The sequence below is a fragment of the Chryseobacterium sp. VD8 genome (assembly GCF_037149975.1).
In the GTDB taxonomy this organism is placed as follows: Bacteria; Bacteroidota; Bacteroidia; order Flavobacteriales; family Weeksellaceae; genus Chryseobacterium; species Chryseobacterium indicum.
Genome location: NZ_JBBCQL010000015.1, coordinates 18081 through 34408 on the forward strand (window position 1 = coordinate 18081; position 16328 = coordinate 34408).

At 36.7% G+C, this 16328-nt stretch carries 15 protein-coding genes; 8 read left to right on the forward strand and 7 right to left on the reverse strand.

Annotated elements, in window-relative coordinates; all coding sequences use genetic code 11:
- Window positions 1-72 precede the first annotated feature (72 nt).
- The 6 genes from WFK35_RS03250 to WFK35_RS03275 all read right to left on the reverse strand — a co-directional run bounded on the left by WFK35_RS03250 (window position 73) and on the right by WFK35_RS03275 (window position 5491).
- Window positions 73-1080 (reverse strand): vWA domain-containing protein, encoded by a 1008-nt coding sequence (locus WFK35_RS03250; RefSeq protein WP_336731323.1) that lies wholly within the window; start codon window positions 1078-1080, stop codon window positions 73-75.
- On the reverse strand, window positions 1080-2072 hold the full coding sequence (locus WFK35_RS03255; RefSeq protein ID WP_214589052.1) for a vWA domain-containing protein: 993 nt from the start codon (window positions 2070-2072) through the stop codon (window positions 1080-1082). The genes WFK35_RS03250 and WFK35_RS03255 overlap by 1 nt, the downstream gene beginning before the upstream one ends.
- On the reverse strand, window positions 2065-2961 hold the full coding sequence (locus tag WFK35_RS03260; RefSeq protein ID WP_442891990.1) for a BatD family protein: 897 nt from the start codon (window positions 2959-2961) through the stop codon (window positions 2065-2067). Before WFK35_RS03260 ends, WFK35_RS03255 begins: the two co-directional genes overlap by 8 nt.
- Before the next feature lie 125 nt (window positions 2962-3086).
- Window positions 3087-3950 carry a DUF58 domain-containing protein gene (locus tag WFK35_RS03265; RefSeq protein WP_116097853.1) on the reverse strand — a complete coding sequence of 288 codons (864 nt, stop codon included), beginning with the start codon at window positions 3948-3950 and terminating at the stop codon, window positions 3087-3089.
- Between the two features lie 81 nt (window positions 3951-4031).
- Window positions 4032-4487: a GNAT family N-acetyltransferase gene (locus WFK35_RS03270; protein WP_336731324.1), complete on the reverse strand. Its 456-nt coding sequence runs from the start codon at window positions 4485-4487 to the stop codon at window positions 4032-4034.
- Window positions 4487-5491 (reverse strand): AAA family ATPase, encoded by a 1005-nt coding sequence (locus WFK35_RS03275; protein WP_076392594.1) that lies wholly within the window; start codon window positions 5489-5491, stop codon window positions 4487-4489. The genes WFK35_RS03270 and WFK35_RS03275 overlap by 1 nt, the downstream gene beginning before the upstream one ends.
- A gap of 251 nt (window positions 5492-5742) precedes the next feature.
- Here WFK35_RS03275 and WFK35_RS03280 point away from each other — a divergent pair, with 251 nt between their 5' ends.
- From WFK35_RS03280 to WFK35_RS03315, 8 genes are all read left to right on the forward strand, one after another.
- A complete protein-coding gene (locus tag WFK35_RS03280) occupies window positions 5743-6216 on the forward strand; it encodes a DinB family protein (protein ID WP_214589049.1) in 474 nt (157 codons plus the stop codon).
- 103 nt (window positions 6217-6319) lie between these two features.
- Window positions 6320-7072, forward strand: coding sequence for a 23S rRNA (guanosine(2251)-2'-O)-methyltransferase RlmB (gene rlmB / locus WFK35_RS03285; RefSeq protein ID WP_268053540.1), 753 nt, complete (start codon window positions 6320-6322; stop codon window positions 7070-7072).
- Between the two features lie 25 nt (window positions 7073-7097).
- Window positions 7098-8150 (forward strand): DUF6263 family protein, encoded by a 1053-nt coding sequence (locus tag WFK35_RS03290; RefSeq protein WP_336731325.1) that lies wholly within the window; start codon window positions 7098-7100, stop codon window positions 8148-8150.
- 73 nt (window positions 8151-8223) lie between these two features.
- Window positions 8224-8457: a hypothetical protein gene (locus WFK35_RS03295; protein WP_370688429.1), complete on the forward strand. Its 234-nt coding sequence runs from the start codon at window positions 8224-8226 to the stop codon at window positions 8455-8457.
- 34 nt (window positions 8458-8491) lie between these two features.
- The gene (locus WFK35_RS03300) at window positions 8492-11026 is read left to right on the forward strand and encodes a YfhO family protein (RefSeq protein WP_336731327.1); all 2535 of its coding nucleotides are present in this window, start codon (window positions 8492-8494) and stop codon (window positions 11024-11026) included.
- Between the two features lie 31 nt (window positions 11027-11057).
- A complete protein-coding gene (locus tag WFK35_RS03305) occupies window positions 11058-11465 on the forward strand; it encodes a GxxExxY protein (RefSeq protein ID WP_116097837.1) in 408 nt (135 codons plus the stop codon).
- An 85-nt stretch (window positions 11466-11550) separates the two neighbouring features.
- The gene (locus WFK35_RS03310) at window positions 11551-12846 is read left to right on the forward strand and encodes a glycosyl transferase family 1 (RefSeq protein ID WP_336731329.1); all 1296 of its coding nucleotides are present in this window, start codon (window positions 11551-11553) and stop codon (window positions 12844-12846) included.
- Window positions 12847-12906: 60 nt separating this feature from the next.
- Window positions 12907-13869: a YpdA family putative bacillithiol disulfide reductase gene (locus tag WFK35_RS03315; RefSeq protein ID WP_336731330.1), complete on the forward strand. Its 963-nt coding sequence runs from the start codon at window positions 12907-12909 to the stop codon at window positions 13867-13869.
- Window positions 13870-14063: 194 nt separating this feature from the next.
- Here the strand turns inward: WFK35_RS03315 and WFK35_RS03320 are convergent, their stop codons facing one another.
- Window positions 14064-16217: a TonB-dependent receptor gene (locus WFK35_RS03320; RefSeq protein ID WP_336731331.1), complete on the reverse strand. Its 2154-nt coding sequence runs from the start codon at window positions 16215-16217 to the stop codon at window positions 14064-14066.
- Window positions 16218-16328 lie beyond the last annotated feature (111 nt).

The window sequence follows — 16328 nt, forward strand, 5'->3', positions numbered from 1 at the left end:
TAATAAACAGTGTCTTATTTGTTAAAATTGGGTTAAAGTAATAGTCTGGTTATGATAAAATGTATTCGATTATCAAATATTAAAATCTCTTTTGGGATTGAATAAATAAATCAGAAAGAAGAAAAATAAAGAAACTGCCAGAAAATACTGGTAATAATGATTCGCATTTTGTGATTTCACCATGGTTTCGGATGATCCTGTTTTCTTTTTCAGAGCGTCTAAAATTCTGTCCGGAGTTTCATTGATGTTATTTCCGTCAATATAGCTTCCTCCGGTTGCATCAGCCATTTTTTTCAGCGCTTCCGTCTGTCTTTTCGAGATAACGGTCTGTCCATTGATATCACTTTTATATCCCATTAACTGTCCGAAAACATATTCCGGAACCGGAGCACCTTCTTCGGTACCGATTCCGACGGAAGTAATCATAATCCCCTCTTTTTTAGCCAGTCGTATCGCTGCATCATCATTTCCTTCGTTATCTTCACCGTCACTCAGTAAAACAACTTTTCGACCGTCTTTGCTTACGTTTTTAAATTTTTCAGCCGCGATTTTCATTCCGTTCAGAAAATCTGTTCCCTGAATCTGCATGGAGTTTGTTTCAATTCCGCTGATATAGGTTTCTGCTGAATTATAATCTGTGGTTAAAGGCATAATGGAAGTTGCCTGTCCGGCAAAAATTACCATTCCTACTTTATCACTTTTCATTTTCTGCATCGTCTGAAGCATCAGATTTTTTGCTTCCGTTAAACGACTTGGACTGATATCTTCCGCATTCATCGAATTGGAAACATCCAGCATGAAAATGACATTGTTTAATTTCTGACTGGATTTCACTTCTTCTGAACCGCTTAATAAATCGATAATCGAAAATATTAAAAACAGGGTTCCCAAAAGATAGAGCGCCGGAAAAAACTTCGTAAAACCTGATTTTTTCTCGAATAACTGCTCATGAAACTGGCTGTCTGCAAAAATTTCTCTTTTCTTTTTTTTCCATTTCAGAAAACGGATTAAAAAGGAAGCTAACAGCGGCAAAAGCAACAGCAATAATAAAAACCAATAATTTCCTAAATACCAATCCATTAACTTAAAATTTTATAAAAAACCCATCTCAGTAAAGCGTCTAAAAACAGCATACCCAAAGCAATCCACAGGAAAATTTTAAAATATTCCTGATAATTAAAAAGCTTCGCCACCTTTACATCAGATTTTTCCAGTTGGTTAATTTCGTCATACACTTCTTCAAGACTTGTATTTGATGTGGCTCTGAAATATTTTCCGCCCGTCATTTGTGCGACTTCTTTTAAAACAGGCTCATCAATTTTCACCTCGGTTTCCGTAAAGACAAGATCTCCGAAAATATCAGTTTGTGTAGGCATCAAAGCATATCCGTTGGTTCCGATTCCGATGGAATATACTTTAATTCCGTTATTTTTAGCCAGTTCCGCAGCAATTGCAGGAGGCATTGCATTTTCAATGGTATTCACACCATCCGTCATCAGAATGATGATTTTACTTTTCGCCTTGCTGTTTTTCAAATGGTTAACCGCAACGGAAAGTCCTTCTCCGATGGCAGTTCCAGGCTGTAATTCCAGAGGATTCAAATTATTAAGTTCATCTACCACAACCTGATGATCAGACGTTACCGGAACTTTGGTAAATGCTTCTCCGGAATAGGCAACGAGACCAATTCTGTCATTCGGTCTTTTATTAACGAATTTAATTGCAATATCCTTCAATGCCGTTAAACGGTCGGGCGTTAAATCCTTTGCCAACATACTCAGGGAAACATCCACAGAAAGCATAATATCAATTCCTTTTGTATCGTCTCTGTCCTGAGAGACCGTAAAAGTTCTCGGTCTTGCCATTGCAATAATCAGCGAAGAAAGAATAATATACTTCGAAATTCTCAGGATAAACATAATGAAATGAATCCCGCCGCTTTCGCCCATATTTTTTACCGTAGGAACTTTTATCCCTTTTCTTTTCTGTCGGCTTGCATCCCTGAATAACAAAGGGATAAACAGTGCGAAAAGCAACAGAAACCACGGACTGTAAAATTCAAAATCAGGCATCTTTTCTCAAGTTTTCAAATTCAAGATCTTTTGATGATCTTTTTACAAAATCTCTGATGTCGGCAAAATCTTTTTCCATGGTTGCCTGATCCGGAAATGTTTTCGCAAATTTCACCAGATCTCCTCTTAAAAATACGTCTTCCACTATTTTTTCATTTTCCTGAGAAATGGTATTGTTTTTCTTCATCACATCGATAAGGTCATCCGTTAACAAAACATCTGCCGGAACGCGGTATTGCTTTGCGATGAATTTTCGGGAAATATCAATCAGTTCAACATAAAATGAACGGTAATCTCCTTTTTCCACATATTTTTTCTTTTTAAGGGAATCCAGTTCCTTCAGGGTCTGATTTGTGGCGACAACCGGCGAATCTTTTGGTTTTCGTCCGTATTTTATGAACATAATAATCGCAATGATGAGGCAAATCACCGCGATGGCGGCTAAAATATAAAACTTATAGAGTTCCCAGTAATCTTTGGCTTCAAGTTTTACCTCTTTGTTGTTCATAATGTCATTAATCTGGTCAGTCTTCTGAGCCGTATTAATAACATCAATTTCGTAAGGAATTGTTTTCAGAACTTTTCCGTTGACTTTGAATTCCAGTTCGGGAATGGTAAATTTTCCTTCATCAAAAACAGCAAATTCAATTCTTCTGTAATAAACATCCTGAGTCTGTGCGATACTATCTTTAATTTCTTCAAAATGAAAAGGCAGCAGTTCATTCTCGCGAGCTGCAGAAACTTTTTCATTGTTCAGGTTATTAATGGTGATCACGATGTGGTTCACTTCTCCCAAAGCAACGGTTTTCTTCTCAACACTGGAAGAAAGGATCTGCGAAAAGGCATTTGCACAGATTAAAAAACAAAATATAAATAAAAGTTTTTTCAATTTTATTATTAAATTTTAATGATGAAGCAAGATTGTCATTCCGACGTAGGAGGAATCTAATAATTTCAAATAGATTCTTCACTCCGCATCCGTTACGTTCAGAATGACAAACTTACCTCACAATTTTATTTTTTCTGAAAATAGTTATACAGCAATCTCGAATAATCCGAACCTGTATTAATATTCATAAAACTTGCCGAGCTGTTGGCAAAATCTTCTTCTAAAGATTTAAGTTTCTGCTTTTTGGCTTCAGCAAAATTATATCTCCATCTTGCACTTGAAGTATTTACCCAAACCTGCTTTCCGGTTTCCGCATCATATAATAAAGTATATCCCACATCCGGAATTTCATTGTCTTTTTCATCGTAAATTCTCATTCCAAGCAACTGATGTTTTTTGGAAGCCACTCTCAGCATTTTAGAGTCATATTCATCTTCAAAATCCGAAAACAGAAATACCAAAGATTTTCTTTTGAAAATTCCCATCATGTATTCCATCGCTTTATCAATTTTTGAAATAGCAGGAACATAATCTGCTGTTAAAATGGTACTGATAATGGATAAAATATGTTTTCTTCCTTTTTGAGGCGGAATGACTTTGTACACCTTATCCGCAAACAGAATTAACCCCACCTTATCATTATTTCCCGCTGCTGAAAAACCTAAACTTGCTGCAATTTCTGCAACATATTCTCTTTTCAATTGATTTTTGGTTCCGTAATCCATCGAAGCAGAAATATCCACAACCAGCATCATCGTCAGTTCACGTTCCTCCTCCATTACTTTTACGAAAGGTTCGCGGAAACGAGCTGTTTTGTTCCAGTCGATCCTGCGGATTTCATCTCCAAACTGATAGGGACGAACTTCCGAAAACGTCATTCCCTGTCCTTTAAAAGCACTGTGATATTGCCCCATTAAAGTAGCTTCCGTCTTCTTTCGGGTCCGGATTTCTATCTGCTTAACTTTTTTTACAATATCTTTTATCTGCATTTCCTTTGTTTGAGTGTTTTAGTGTATGAGCGTTTTTTTGAGACTTTGTAAACTTCCATCATCATGCTTCCAACTTCCCTACTATTTAAATTCGATAGATACATTCAGCCATTCGTCATCAAATTTCGGGCTGTATTTTTTGTAGAAATTAATGGCAGGCTCGTTCCAGTTGAGCACCTGAAAAACCATTCCGCTGTATTGGTTAGATTTTCCGTATTCTATGGTGGCTTCAAACAATTTCTTGCCGATCTGTTTTCCTCTCAGGTTTTCCGTCACCACCAAATCTTCTAAGTACAACCTTCTTCCCTTCCAGGTCGAATATCTGTCATAATACAAAGAGATCCCGACAATTTCACCATTGAATTCTGCTACAAAAGCACCCCAAACAGGAGATTTTCCGAATCCGTCTTCAATAAACTGATCTAAAGTTAAGGTAACTTCATGCAAAGCCTTTTCATAATCCGCCAGTTCTTTAATCAGTTCCAGCATTGGTGAGCAATCTTCCTGAACTGCCTTTCTAATAATTACCTCACTCATTACGGAGCCTGAATTTTTGCCAGAATTCTGTTGATGATCTCTTCTGAAGAAATTTCTTCCGCTTCAGCCTCAAAAGTTAATCCGATTCTGTGTCTCAGAACATCTTTTGCCAGCGATTTTACATCTTCCGGAATTACAAATGCTCTTCCTTTTAAGAAAGCATACGCTCTGGAAGCAATCGCAAGATTTATTGATGCTCTCGGAGAAGCCCCGAAACTGATATAATTTTTAAGTTCAGAAAGTCCGTAATCTTCAGGAAAACGGGTGGCAAAAACCATATCCAGAATATATTTTTCAATCTTTTCATCAAGATAGATCTGATTGATCAATTCTTTCGCCGCAACAATATGTTCAAGTGAAATCACAGGTTTTACAGTAGGCTGATGCGAAGTGGAAACCATTCTCATTACAGTTCTTTCGTCTTCAAGTTTTGGATAATCAATCGTGCATTTCAGCATGAAACGGTCGCTCTGTGCTTCCGGTAAAAGATAAGTACCTTCCTGATCGATCGGGTTTTGCGTTGCCAATACCAAAAACGGTTTTGGAAGCTTCATGGTTTCGTCTCCGATGGTTACCTGCTTTTCCTGCATCACCTCCAAAAGAGCTGACTGCACTTTCGCTGGTGCACGGTTGATCTCATCCGCCAAAACGAAATTTGCGAAAACAGGCCCTTTTTTTATGGAGAAATCATTGTCTTTTACATTGTAGATCATTGTTCCCACAACATCTGCAGGAAGAAGATCCGGTGTAAACTGAATTCTGGAAAATTCTCCGTGAACCGCTTCAGCCAGAGTTTTTATCGCCAGAGTTTTTGCCAGTCCCGGAACACCTTCCAAAAGAACGTGACCATTGCCCAAAAGACCAATCAGAAGACGGTCTATCATATATTCCTGTCCAATAATAACCTTGTTGATTTCCTGTCTCAAAAGAGAAAAAAAGTAGTTTGCTTCTTTTACCTGCTCCGTCAATTGACGAATATCTTCAGCTTGATTGATCTCTGACATATCTTGATTTAAAATAATGGGTAAATTTCCAATAAATACTTGCATTAATCAACACAAAAAATGCCATTTTTGAGTTAAAGTTTGTTAAATATTCCAGCATTGATGCAGGATCCTGAATAGATGAAGGCTTAAAACTCAATACAATCAATATTATTTTTCTTAAAAATATATAAATTTTGCTTTAATCCACCGTTCAAAAATTGTCATTTTCAGTTTATTAAACTATTTTTGGAGATTAAAATTTTTGCAAAATGAATTATCATTTTCAAGCACACAGACAAGTAAGAAAAAACCTTCTGGATATTCTGCAAAACACTTCTCACGAAGATCTTTTACTGATTCCGGACGGTTTCAACAATAATCTTTACTGGAACATTGCTCATACGGTTGCTACACAGCAGTTGCTGCACTATTATCTAAGCGGAAATCCTTTCAGAATTGATAAATACTGGATCGAAACTTATAAAAAAGGAACGCTTCCGAATCTGGATGTGCAGAAATCTGAAGTGGAAGATCTGGAGTTTTTATTAACCGAAACGTCAAAAATCCTGATGAAAGATTATGACAGCGATTTCTTTTCAGATTACACGCCTTACACCACAAGTTTTGGGCTGGATCTGAAAAGTATTCAGGATGCCATTATTTTTAACAATATGCACGAAGGTCTGCATTATGGCTATGCTTTGGCGCAGAAGAGAGCTATTTTAGGGGAAAAAGGAAGATAGTACAACTGAATTTTGCTTCGCAAGTTAATCGTGAAAAGTGATTTTCAATAGAATTGAACTGACTTACGAAGTAAATGGGCAATTTATAATTTAAAATATCAAAATGACAGATAAAAAAGATGACTTCATTTTCGGATTACGTCCCGTAATTGAAGCTATAGAAGCGGGAAAAACAATTGACAAGGTGTTTGTGCAGAATGCATTGCAGGGACCTATTTATGCTGAACTTAAAGCCATTCTGGCGAAAAATAAAATCCGTCCCAATTACGTTCCGGTAGAAAAGCTGAATCGTTTTACGAGAAAAAATCATCAGGGAGTGGTTGCTTTTATTTCAGATGTTCCTTTTCATAAAGTTGAAGATGTGGTTCCTCAATTGTTTGAAGACGGAAAAACTCCTTTTTTATTGATTCTGGACAGATTAACAGATGTAAGAAACTTTGGCGCCATCTGCAGAACCGCAGAATGTGTAGGAGTAGATGCGGTGATTATTCCCGAAAAAGGAGCAGCGCCGATTAATTCCGATGCGATAAAAACTTCCGCAGGAGCTCTTTATAATGTGAAAATCTGTAAAGCTCCGAATCTGGCTCATGTGGTAGATTTTCTTCAGCAAAGCGGAATTTCGGTATTTGCAGCAAGCGAAAAGGCTGAAAAATTAATTTATGATATTGATTTTACAGAACCCTGTGCAATCGTGATGGGAAATGAAGAAACAGGAATTTCCAAAGAGGTTCTTCACCATTCTGACGAAAAAATAAAACTTCCGATCGAGGGAAAAACACAGTCTTTAAATGTTTCTGTTGCGTGTGGAGCGATTTTATATGAAGCAGTGAGACAGAAATTTATGAAAGCCAATTAATTCCATTAACATTTAAAAATTTACAATGAAAAACATAGCAGCTTTAGCGCTTATCTCAACCATAGCCATTGTTTCGTGCAACAAAAAAGAAACGGCAAAAATTACCAAAGTGGATCCTAAAACAGGAAAAACAATTACGGTGGAAGTTCCGGCAGATTCTGTAGCGAAAGTGGAGGAAAATCCGGCGATTAAAGATTCAGCGGGAGTATATACGCAGACTTTTAAACTGGAAAAAGGTAAAACCTATCCTTTAACAACGTATCAGAGAGACACGAAAACAATGACCGATCCTCAAGGGAAAACTCTGAACGGAACGAGCGAATCTACCGATGAAATGTCTTTTATGGTGAATGATATTAAAGGAAATGTTTATGATATTACTTTAAATTTAATCGCTAAAAGAAGTTCTCAGACAGCACAGGGAAAAACAATTGTAGTAGATACAAAACTTCCGATCCCGAAAGAGGATGATCTGAAGATGATCTGGAATATCAACAGAGCATTGACAGGAAATAAACTGAACATGAAGATGGACACCAAAGGAAATGTAATTTCAATTACAGGTTTTGATGCCGTTTACACTAAAGTTGCCAATTCTGTAGGATCATTGATCAAAGATAAAAACCAGAAAGAGAGCGTAGTTGCAAGTCTTAAGGAATCTTTCAACGAAAAAGTTCTTAGAGATCAGTTCAACAAAAACTTAACGATTATTCCTAAAAAAGGTGCAAAAATCGGAGAAAAATGGACGAACAGCGAAAATGCTGATGCACAGGGAAATATTAAAGTGACCTCTCACTACATTCTGAAAAGCGTAGGAAACGGTGTGGCAGAAATTTCTGTAACCGGAGGAATTCCAAAGAAAGTTAATAAACAGAATCAGGGAGAAGTTACCCACAGCTTAAGCACGGAACTTACGCAGAACGGAACGATTACGTTCGACCAGAATACAGGATGGATCAAAAACCAGAATATTTCTGTAAAAACGACACAGATTGAAAGTATTTCAAACGGAAAAGAAACCCAGTCTATGACGAGCGTTTCCAATTCTTCCGTAATGGTAAATCCTTCTGCTAAATAAAGCAGAACTTTTTAAAGTTGAAATGTCGGAGCGTAATAACGGCTTTGAACATTAAACCTTAAATATTTTTATTATGATGAAACATATTTTTGAGTTTGTACTCGCAACGATTATCATCTATTTTGTGTGGAATATTCTGAAGAGAATCTTTTTCAGAAAATTCCACAGCTATCTGTCTAACCAGAACAGAAACGAAAACAGAAAGGAGCAGGACATCAGAAACTCAGACAATACGAAGAAAAAAATCAACTGGGATGCAGAAACCGTTGATTATGAAGAGGTAAAAGAAAACAACAGCAAAAGGTAACAATTCCGAAAATATTTAGATAATAACCATCAACATGGCGAAAAATAAAAACCTGATTTATATTGCAATTTCATTAGTTGTATTTATCGTTTTAGCATTTTTATACTCCACTCCTGTTTTCACGGGAAAGCAGCTTTTCCAGCATGATATCGTGCAGTATCGGGGCGGTGCAAAAGAACTTCTCGATTACAGAGCCGATACCGGAAAAGAAACCTACTGGAGCGATTCCATGTTTGGAGGAATGCCGACGTATCAGATGGGAAGTCAGTTTAACGGAGACATCATCAAAAAAATCGATTCCAAACTGAATTTTCTGCCAAGACCGGTTAATTATCTTTTTCTTCTTTCCGCAGGATTTTTCCTTTTGGGAATGGTTGTGGTAAGAAACTGGAAATATGCTCTTTTGGGAGCTACTTTTTTCGGACTTTCCACCTATTTTTATATTGCCATCGCAGCGGGACACAACGGAAAAATCAATACCATTGAATATTTCGCACCGCTCTTAGCCGGAATTTTACTCGTTTACATCCGGAAACAATACGTTTGGGGATTCATCGTCACTACCCTATTTATGGGGCTTCAGATTGCTGCAAATCACCCTCAGATGACGTATTATCTATTTCTGGCGTTAGGATTTTTATTCCTTTCTGAGCTGATAAGAGGTATTCTGAAAAAAACGCCAATGAAACACTTCCTGATTTCATCGGGAATTGTTGCCGCTTCATGTTTAATCGGAGTCGGAATGAATTCTCAGAGAATTATGGCGAATTCAGAGTACATCAAAGAAACCGTTCGTGGAAAACAGATCCTTACAAACAGCAGCAATACAGGCGGAGATTCCGGGATGGATAAAGAAAGTATGCTGATGTGGAGCTACGGAAAACTGGAAACTTTAAACCTTTTCATCCCGAGATTAATGGGAGGCGGAAGTCAGGAACCGGAAGGAAAGGAAATGATGGCTAAAATTCAGGAATTGGTTCAGGAAAACGTAAGTTCACAAGCTGAATATGACAGAATTTCCAAAGGTTTCGGAAATCTAACCTATTGGGGAGATCAGCCGGGAACTTCGGGACCTGCTTATCAGGGAGCTATTGTTTGTTTTCTTGCGCTTTTAGGATTCTTCATCGCATGGAAAAAATACCGCTACTGGATTTTAGGGGCTTCTATTCTTACCGTATTTTTAGCTTGGGGAAGTAATTTTATGGCACTTTCCGACTTTTTCATCGATTTCGTGCCGTTTTATAATAAATTCAGAGCACCTTCTTCTATTTTGGTGGTTGTAGAATTATTATTTCCTTTAATTGCGATCATCGGATTATACAGATTCTTCACAGACCAAACACTCACACAGGAATACAAACAAAAAATACTTCTTTACGTAGGCGGCGGAACTTTAGGATTTGTATTGATTTTACTGGTTTTCGGAAAATCTCTGTTAGGATTTCATACCGAAAACGAAAAAACTTATCTTCCTCCTTTCCTGTTAGATTATCTTATAGATGAAAGATTTAAATTATTCAGAATTGATGCTATTAAAGCATTTATTTATGTTGCTATTGCAGTTGCTGCTTTATTTCTTGTTTTAAAGCAAAAGCTGAATCAGAATATCGCTTTGGTAATTATTGGAGTAGTCAGTTTATTCGATCTTTGGACAGTTAACAAACGTTATCTGAACGATGACAATTATGTGGATAAAATCTTTGCCGAAAATCCTTTCCAGACGGAAAGCTCCGATCTGATGGCTGAAAAAGTTCAGGGAAATCCGAATCTGGAACCTATTTTAGCGAATGTAAATGTGAACAAAACATTAGAAACCATCGCTGAAAAAGACAAGACGCATTACAGAATTTTCAATAATATTTTAGGAACATTCAGCGAGACAAACACTTCTTATTTCAAATCTTCCATCGGTGGTTATCACGCGGTAAAACTGAGAAGATACGATGATGTAATCAACGAATATTTCCAGATCATGGATTCTGTAAAAGTTCCGAATATCCTGAATCTTCTGAATGCAAAATATTTGGTTTTAGGAGGTCCTGAACAACCTCAGGCAATGCCTAATCCAAAAGCCAACGGAAACGCATGGTTTGTAAGCGATCTTAAATTCGTAGAATCTCCGAATCAGGAAATCAAAGCAATCGGAACCATCAACAGCAAAAGAACCGCTGTTATTTCAATAGACGATAAGAAATACTTTGACGGAAAACCTGTTCAGGCAGACTCAACAGCCTTCATCAATTTAACGAAATATCAACCCAACGAACTGGAATTTAAATCGCAGTCTAAGACTCCGCAATTGGCAGTTTTTTCTGAAATTTATTATCCTCACGGCTGGAAATTCTTCATCGATGAAAAAGAAGTTCCTTACATCAAAGCCGATTATCTTCTTCGCGCCGTTCACGTTCCTGCGGGAAATCACAATGTGAGAATGGTCTTCGAACCGGAAGTTATTGAAAAAGGAAAATGGATTTCATTAATCTGCTTCGGTTTATTTATTCTGTTAAGTGGTTTTGGGATTTATTTTCTTTACCGCAAAAGAGACAAAAGACAAATGGAAAAGATTTAGAAATTCAAAAGTTTGAAAAAGCATTGTGCTTATGATTACTCAAAAATACATTACAGATCTTACCTATAGAATTAATGGAGCTTGTATAGAAGTTCACAAGATTTTAGGCGCAGGTTTGGCAGAAATTGTATATCATAAAGCTTTAGAAAAAGAGTTTAAATTAAGGAATATCGAATACAAATCTGAGTTTCAAATTCCTGTAATTTATAAAGATGAGTATTTAAATTGTGATTTCAAATGCGATTTCCTAATTGAAGATTTAATTGTTTTGGAAATAAAAGCTGTATCTTCTCTTTTGGAAATTCACAAATCTCAGATTCTAAATTATATGAATCTACTAAAAGTACCAAAAGGTGTTTTAGTAAATTTTAATGTAAAAAATATTTATCACTTTGGTCAAGAGACATTTATTAATAAATATTTTGATCAATACGATTAAAATAGTGAATTACATTTTGTCACCTTTTGAATAGCTAAAAAATCATCATCATCTTTTGCCTCTTTTGCGGTTAAAACAATTATTAATGGAACCAAAAAAAATACTCATCATCACCTATTACTGGCCTCCGGCGGGAGGTCCAGGTGTGCAGAGATGGCTGAAATTTGCAAAATATTTACCAGAATTTGGATGGAAACCTGTGATTTATACACCGGAAAATCCGAGTTATCCTTTGCTGGATGAAAGTTTGATGAAAGATGTTCCGAAAGATCTGGAAATTGTAAAAACAAAAATCTGGGAACCTTACCAACTGGCTGAAAAGCTGAACAAAAGCAACAAAAAATTTAAAGCGGGGCAGTTTGATGTCGGTAAAAATCAAAGCTGGAAATCTAAGCTTTCGATTTGGGTAAGAGGCAATTTTTTCATTCCCGATGCGAGAGTTTTCTGGGTAAAACCTTCCGTAAAATTTCTGGAACAATATTTAAAAGAGAATCAGATTGAGGTTGTGGTAACTTCGGGACCACCCCATTCTTTACATTTAATTGGTTTGAATTTAAAAAAGAAACTTCCTAACCTAAAATGGATTGCCGATTTCCGTGATCCGTGGACAGAAATTTCTTATTACAAACACTTAAAATTGACCAAAAGTTCTGATCAAAAGCACCGTCAACTCGAAAGCGAAGTGTTAAAAAACGCAGATATTACGTTAGCAACAAGCTACACCGATGCTGAAAATTTCCGTAAAAACGGAGCTAATGCAATTTGTATTACGAACGGTTTTGACGAGTCAGACTCAAACACTCAAACACTTAAATTCTCCGACACTCAAACAAAATTCACATTAAGTTACATCGGAGTTCTGGAACAGTTGAGAAACCCTGAAAATCTCTGGAAAGTTTTGAATGATCTGGTTACAGAAAATGCTGAGTTTGCTGAAAAGTTTACCTTGAAATTTGCAGGAAGAGTTGATGATAAAATTCTGAATTCAATAAAACATTCAAACCTGAAAAATCACATTCTGAATTTAGGATATTTGTCTCATGATAAAGCGATTGAAGAAATGCAGACTTCGGAAATACTGCTCATCACCAACTTTCCTAATGATTCTTCCAAAGGGATCATTCCCGGAAAAATATTTGAATATCTGGCTACAGGAAAGCAAATCATTTCTTTTGGACCTAAAGATGCGGATGTTTCTAAAATTTTAAATGAAACACAGGCCGGAAAACATTTCAGTTATGATGATACCGAGAAGATCAAAGAATTTATTTTAGACAAATTTAAACTTTGGAAAGACGGAAATCTTTCAGAAAACAAAAAGAATATCGAGCAGTTTTCCAGAAAAAATTTAACTAAAAAACTGGCGGAAATATTAGCTTAAACATCTTCACTTCCGTTTCTATCTGAGCCTTTATTTACAGGATTTCCTTACATTTGTTGTATGGAAATTTTAGATATTCTTATCATCGGAGGCGGACCAATCGGACTGAACTGTGCATTGGAAGCGCAGAAAAATAATCTTTCTTATCTGATTGTCGAAAAAGGAACCATCGTTAATTCTCTGTACAATTATCCTTTGTATATGCGTTTTTTCTCGACTGCCGAAAAGCTGGAAATTGATGGAATCCCCTTTATTTCAACAGCGCCAAAACCCGGAAGACAGGAAGCTTTGGAATATTACCAGGGAATTGCAAGACAGCGGAATATCAACATCAATTTATATGAAAAGGTAGAAAAAGTTTCCAAAGAGAATAACATTTTCACTATTGAAACTTCTAAAGGAAAATATTCCGCAAAAAACGTCATTATTTCAACGGGATTCTATGACATTCCGAATCTGATGAATATTCCCGGAGAAGATTTACCCAAAGTAAGACATTATTATACAGAACCTTATCCGTATGCAAAACAGAAAATTGTTGTGATAGGTTCGAGCAACTCGGCGGTCGATGCTGCTCTGGAAACTTACAGAAAAGGCGCGGAGGTCACCATGATTATCCGACATTCCGAAATTTCAAAAAGTGTAAAATATTGGGTGAAACCGGACATTGAAAACAGAATTGCGGAAGGAAGTATTGCAACGCATTTCAATGCCGAATTGATGGAAATTAAACAACATTCCGTTGTTTTTAAAGATGAAAAAGGTGAATTGCAGGAAATTGAAAATGATTTTGTTCTTGCAATGACCGGCTATCTTCCTGATTTTGATTTTTTAAAAAATTCCGGAATCGAATTGCAGGGCGATTGTCTGAACCCGCTTTATCATCCTGAAACCATGGAAACCAATGTTCCGAATCTGTATTTGGCGGGTGTGATTTGCGGAGGAAAAGATACGCATCTCTGGTTTATTGAAAATTCGAGAATTCATGCGGAAATGATTGTGAAAAACATTCTTTCGAAATAATGTCATTGCGAGAAACAACGTGACGAAGCAATCTTTATCTATTTTTATTATTTATTTTTAATTGAGCATCTGTTTAGTTTTAGACAAGCTCAGTATAAAGTTTTCACTCAGTAAAGAATCCAAAGTTTTTTTAATGATTACAATTGCGGACAATAACATGAGATTGCTTCGTCGCTTCGCTTCTCGCAATGACATTAAAAATCAACCTTCATTCCCAATACAAAATTTCTTTTGGCAGCCGGATTATAATAACGGTTTCCGAAAGCATTGATATCAAAACCTAAAACATATTCTGTATTATAAAGATTCTGAATCTGAAGATATACATTGACTCTCGTTTTTTCAAAATCTACAGGAAATCTGAACTGGATATTTCCAATTAAATTTAATTCAGACCAAACAGAATTGGCATCATTCAAAGGGATTTTTGAGGTGTAAAAATGGGAATAATCTACCGAAAATTTTCTGAAAAACGTAAAATTCAGCAAACTGTTGATTGTTGTTTTGGGAACTCCGGTGATTTCATTTCCTGAAAAATCATTTCCGTTCTGCTGATAATTTTTAAATGTAAAATCGTAAAAGCTGCCCGAAAGCCTGAATCTGAAATGGCTTAAAAAGTGGTTTTTCAGATTGAAATTCTTCGACTCCATTAAAATTTCAATACCTTTTTGAACGGTTTTTCCGGAATTGACGAAGTATTCCTGTCCGGCTTCGTTCTGTCTTCTCACAATTGCATCTTTCATCCGGAAATCAAAATAATTTCCTTCTACAAAAACAGAGTTGCCGAATTGTTTCCTGATCCCGATTTCCTTGTTCCAGCCGAATTCGGGTTTTAAATTTGTATTAAACTGCTGATTTGAAGAGCGGATTTCTTCATTCGTCGGTGCAGAATTCCCCTTCCCTATTTTTCCGCGTACCGAAAAACCTTTTCCCAAAAGATAGGTGAAACCAAAATTAGGCAACCATTGATTTTTAAAATGAACTTTTCCTTCTTCATTTCGGGGATATATCCGATTCCAGTCGTAAGAATTTGAATTTAAACTGATGGAAAGATCGGTGAATAATTTTTCGCTGACATTCAGTTTCTGAGAAAGAAAGAAAAATCCTGAAGTATTTTTAATCTGATCAAAATTCTGTGGGTTTCCTTCTGTTCCTCTGTTATTATCGTAATTTTTGACCAAAATATCATTAATTCCGCCTTCAAATCCCAATCGGTAGGCTAATGAAACGGTATTCCAGTTTTTTTCGTAATTGAGATGCATTCTTAATGCAAAATTCTTTTCAAAACGGTTTTCATAATTGGTGATAAACGGATTTTCAAAATCTACGTAAGAACCCTGAATTAAAATAAAATGGGAGAATTCCGGACTGAACTGATAATCATTTGAAATCCCTGCCAAAATCATTTTATTGCGGATTCCGGCATCCTGTTCTTTTGCACCCGAAACTGTTTTGGTTGCCGGTCTTGCCTGTTTTCGGTTGATCTGCATCTGTTCTAAAGTGATTCCTCCCGGAGTTTGATAATCGAGATCAGCATACAAAATCATAGCTTTGAGCAATCCATTTTCTGAATATTGAAAATGGTCTTTTACAAAAATCTGCTTTCGCTGAACCTTCGACTGTTGCCGGTAAGAATCGGTCTGATAATAGTTCTGAAAAACCTGAAAAAAGTGTTTCCCGATGTGTTTGGAAAGATCAAAACTCTGGTTAAAGGTTCCATAACTTCCAATTGCCAGATTTGCGGAAATTTGATCTGATTTTCTGGTCTGGAGCAAAACAGTTCCGCCCGTTACGGCGCCGTAATCTCCACTTTCAGGACCTTTATACATTTCCATCCGGTTGATGAGTTCTGGAGAAACAACATTAAAATAGGTGTTTCCCGAAGCATCGGACAGAATAAAATCGTCGAGATAAACTTTCACATTCCGAACGCCAAAAGGAGATCGTAAAGTGCTTCCGCGAAGGGAAATCCTGTAACTTCCGGGAGAACGCTCTTCCATTCTGGCTCCCGCAATCTGATTGATGGATTCCAGCATTCTTTCGGACGTATTCTGGTTAAGTAAATTTTCTGAAACCACAGCAACCGCTTTTGTGGACGAAATAAAAGTTGTGGGTTTCTTGTAGGCATCGATTCTGACTTCTGAAATCAGTGCTGCGGAATCTCTTTCTTGAGAAAACAGCAGGGAAACGGAACATAATGAAAATAGAAAGCAGAGTTTTGTCATCGAATGAAGGGAAGCAAAAACTGTACTTTTCTGTGTGGGAAATATAAATTCGCAGAAGATTTGTTTAAAATACCGTGAGTTGGGCTTCAGACGAAATTGATGATGCGTTTTGGCTAAAGCCAAATTTGGTTCTTACTCCGTTACAATAAAAAGTCCGTCAACATTTTCTGTGACGGACTGAATTTTACATAGATGTCTTCTTTCGCGTGAGGGATGCGGCGGGCGGCGACGAAG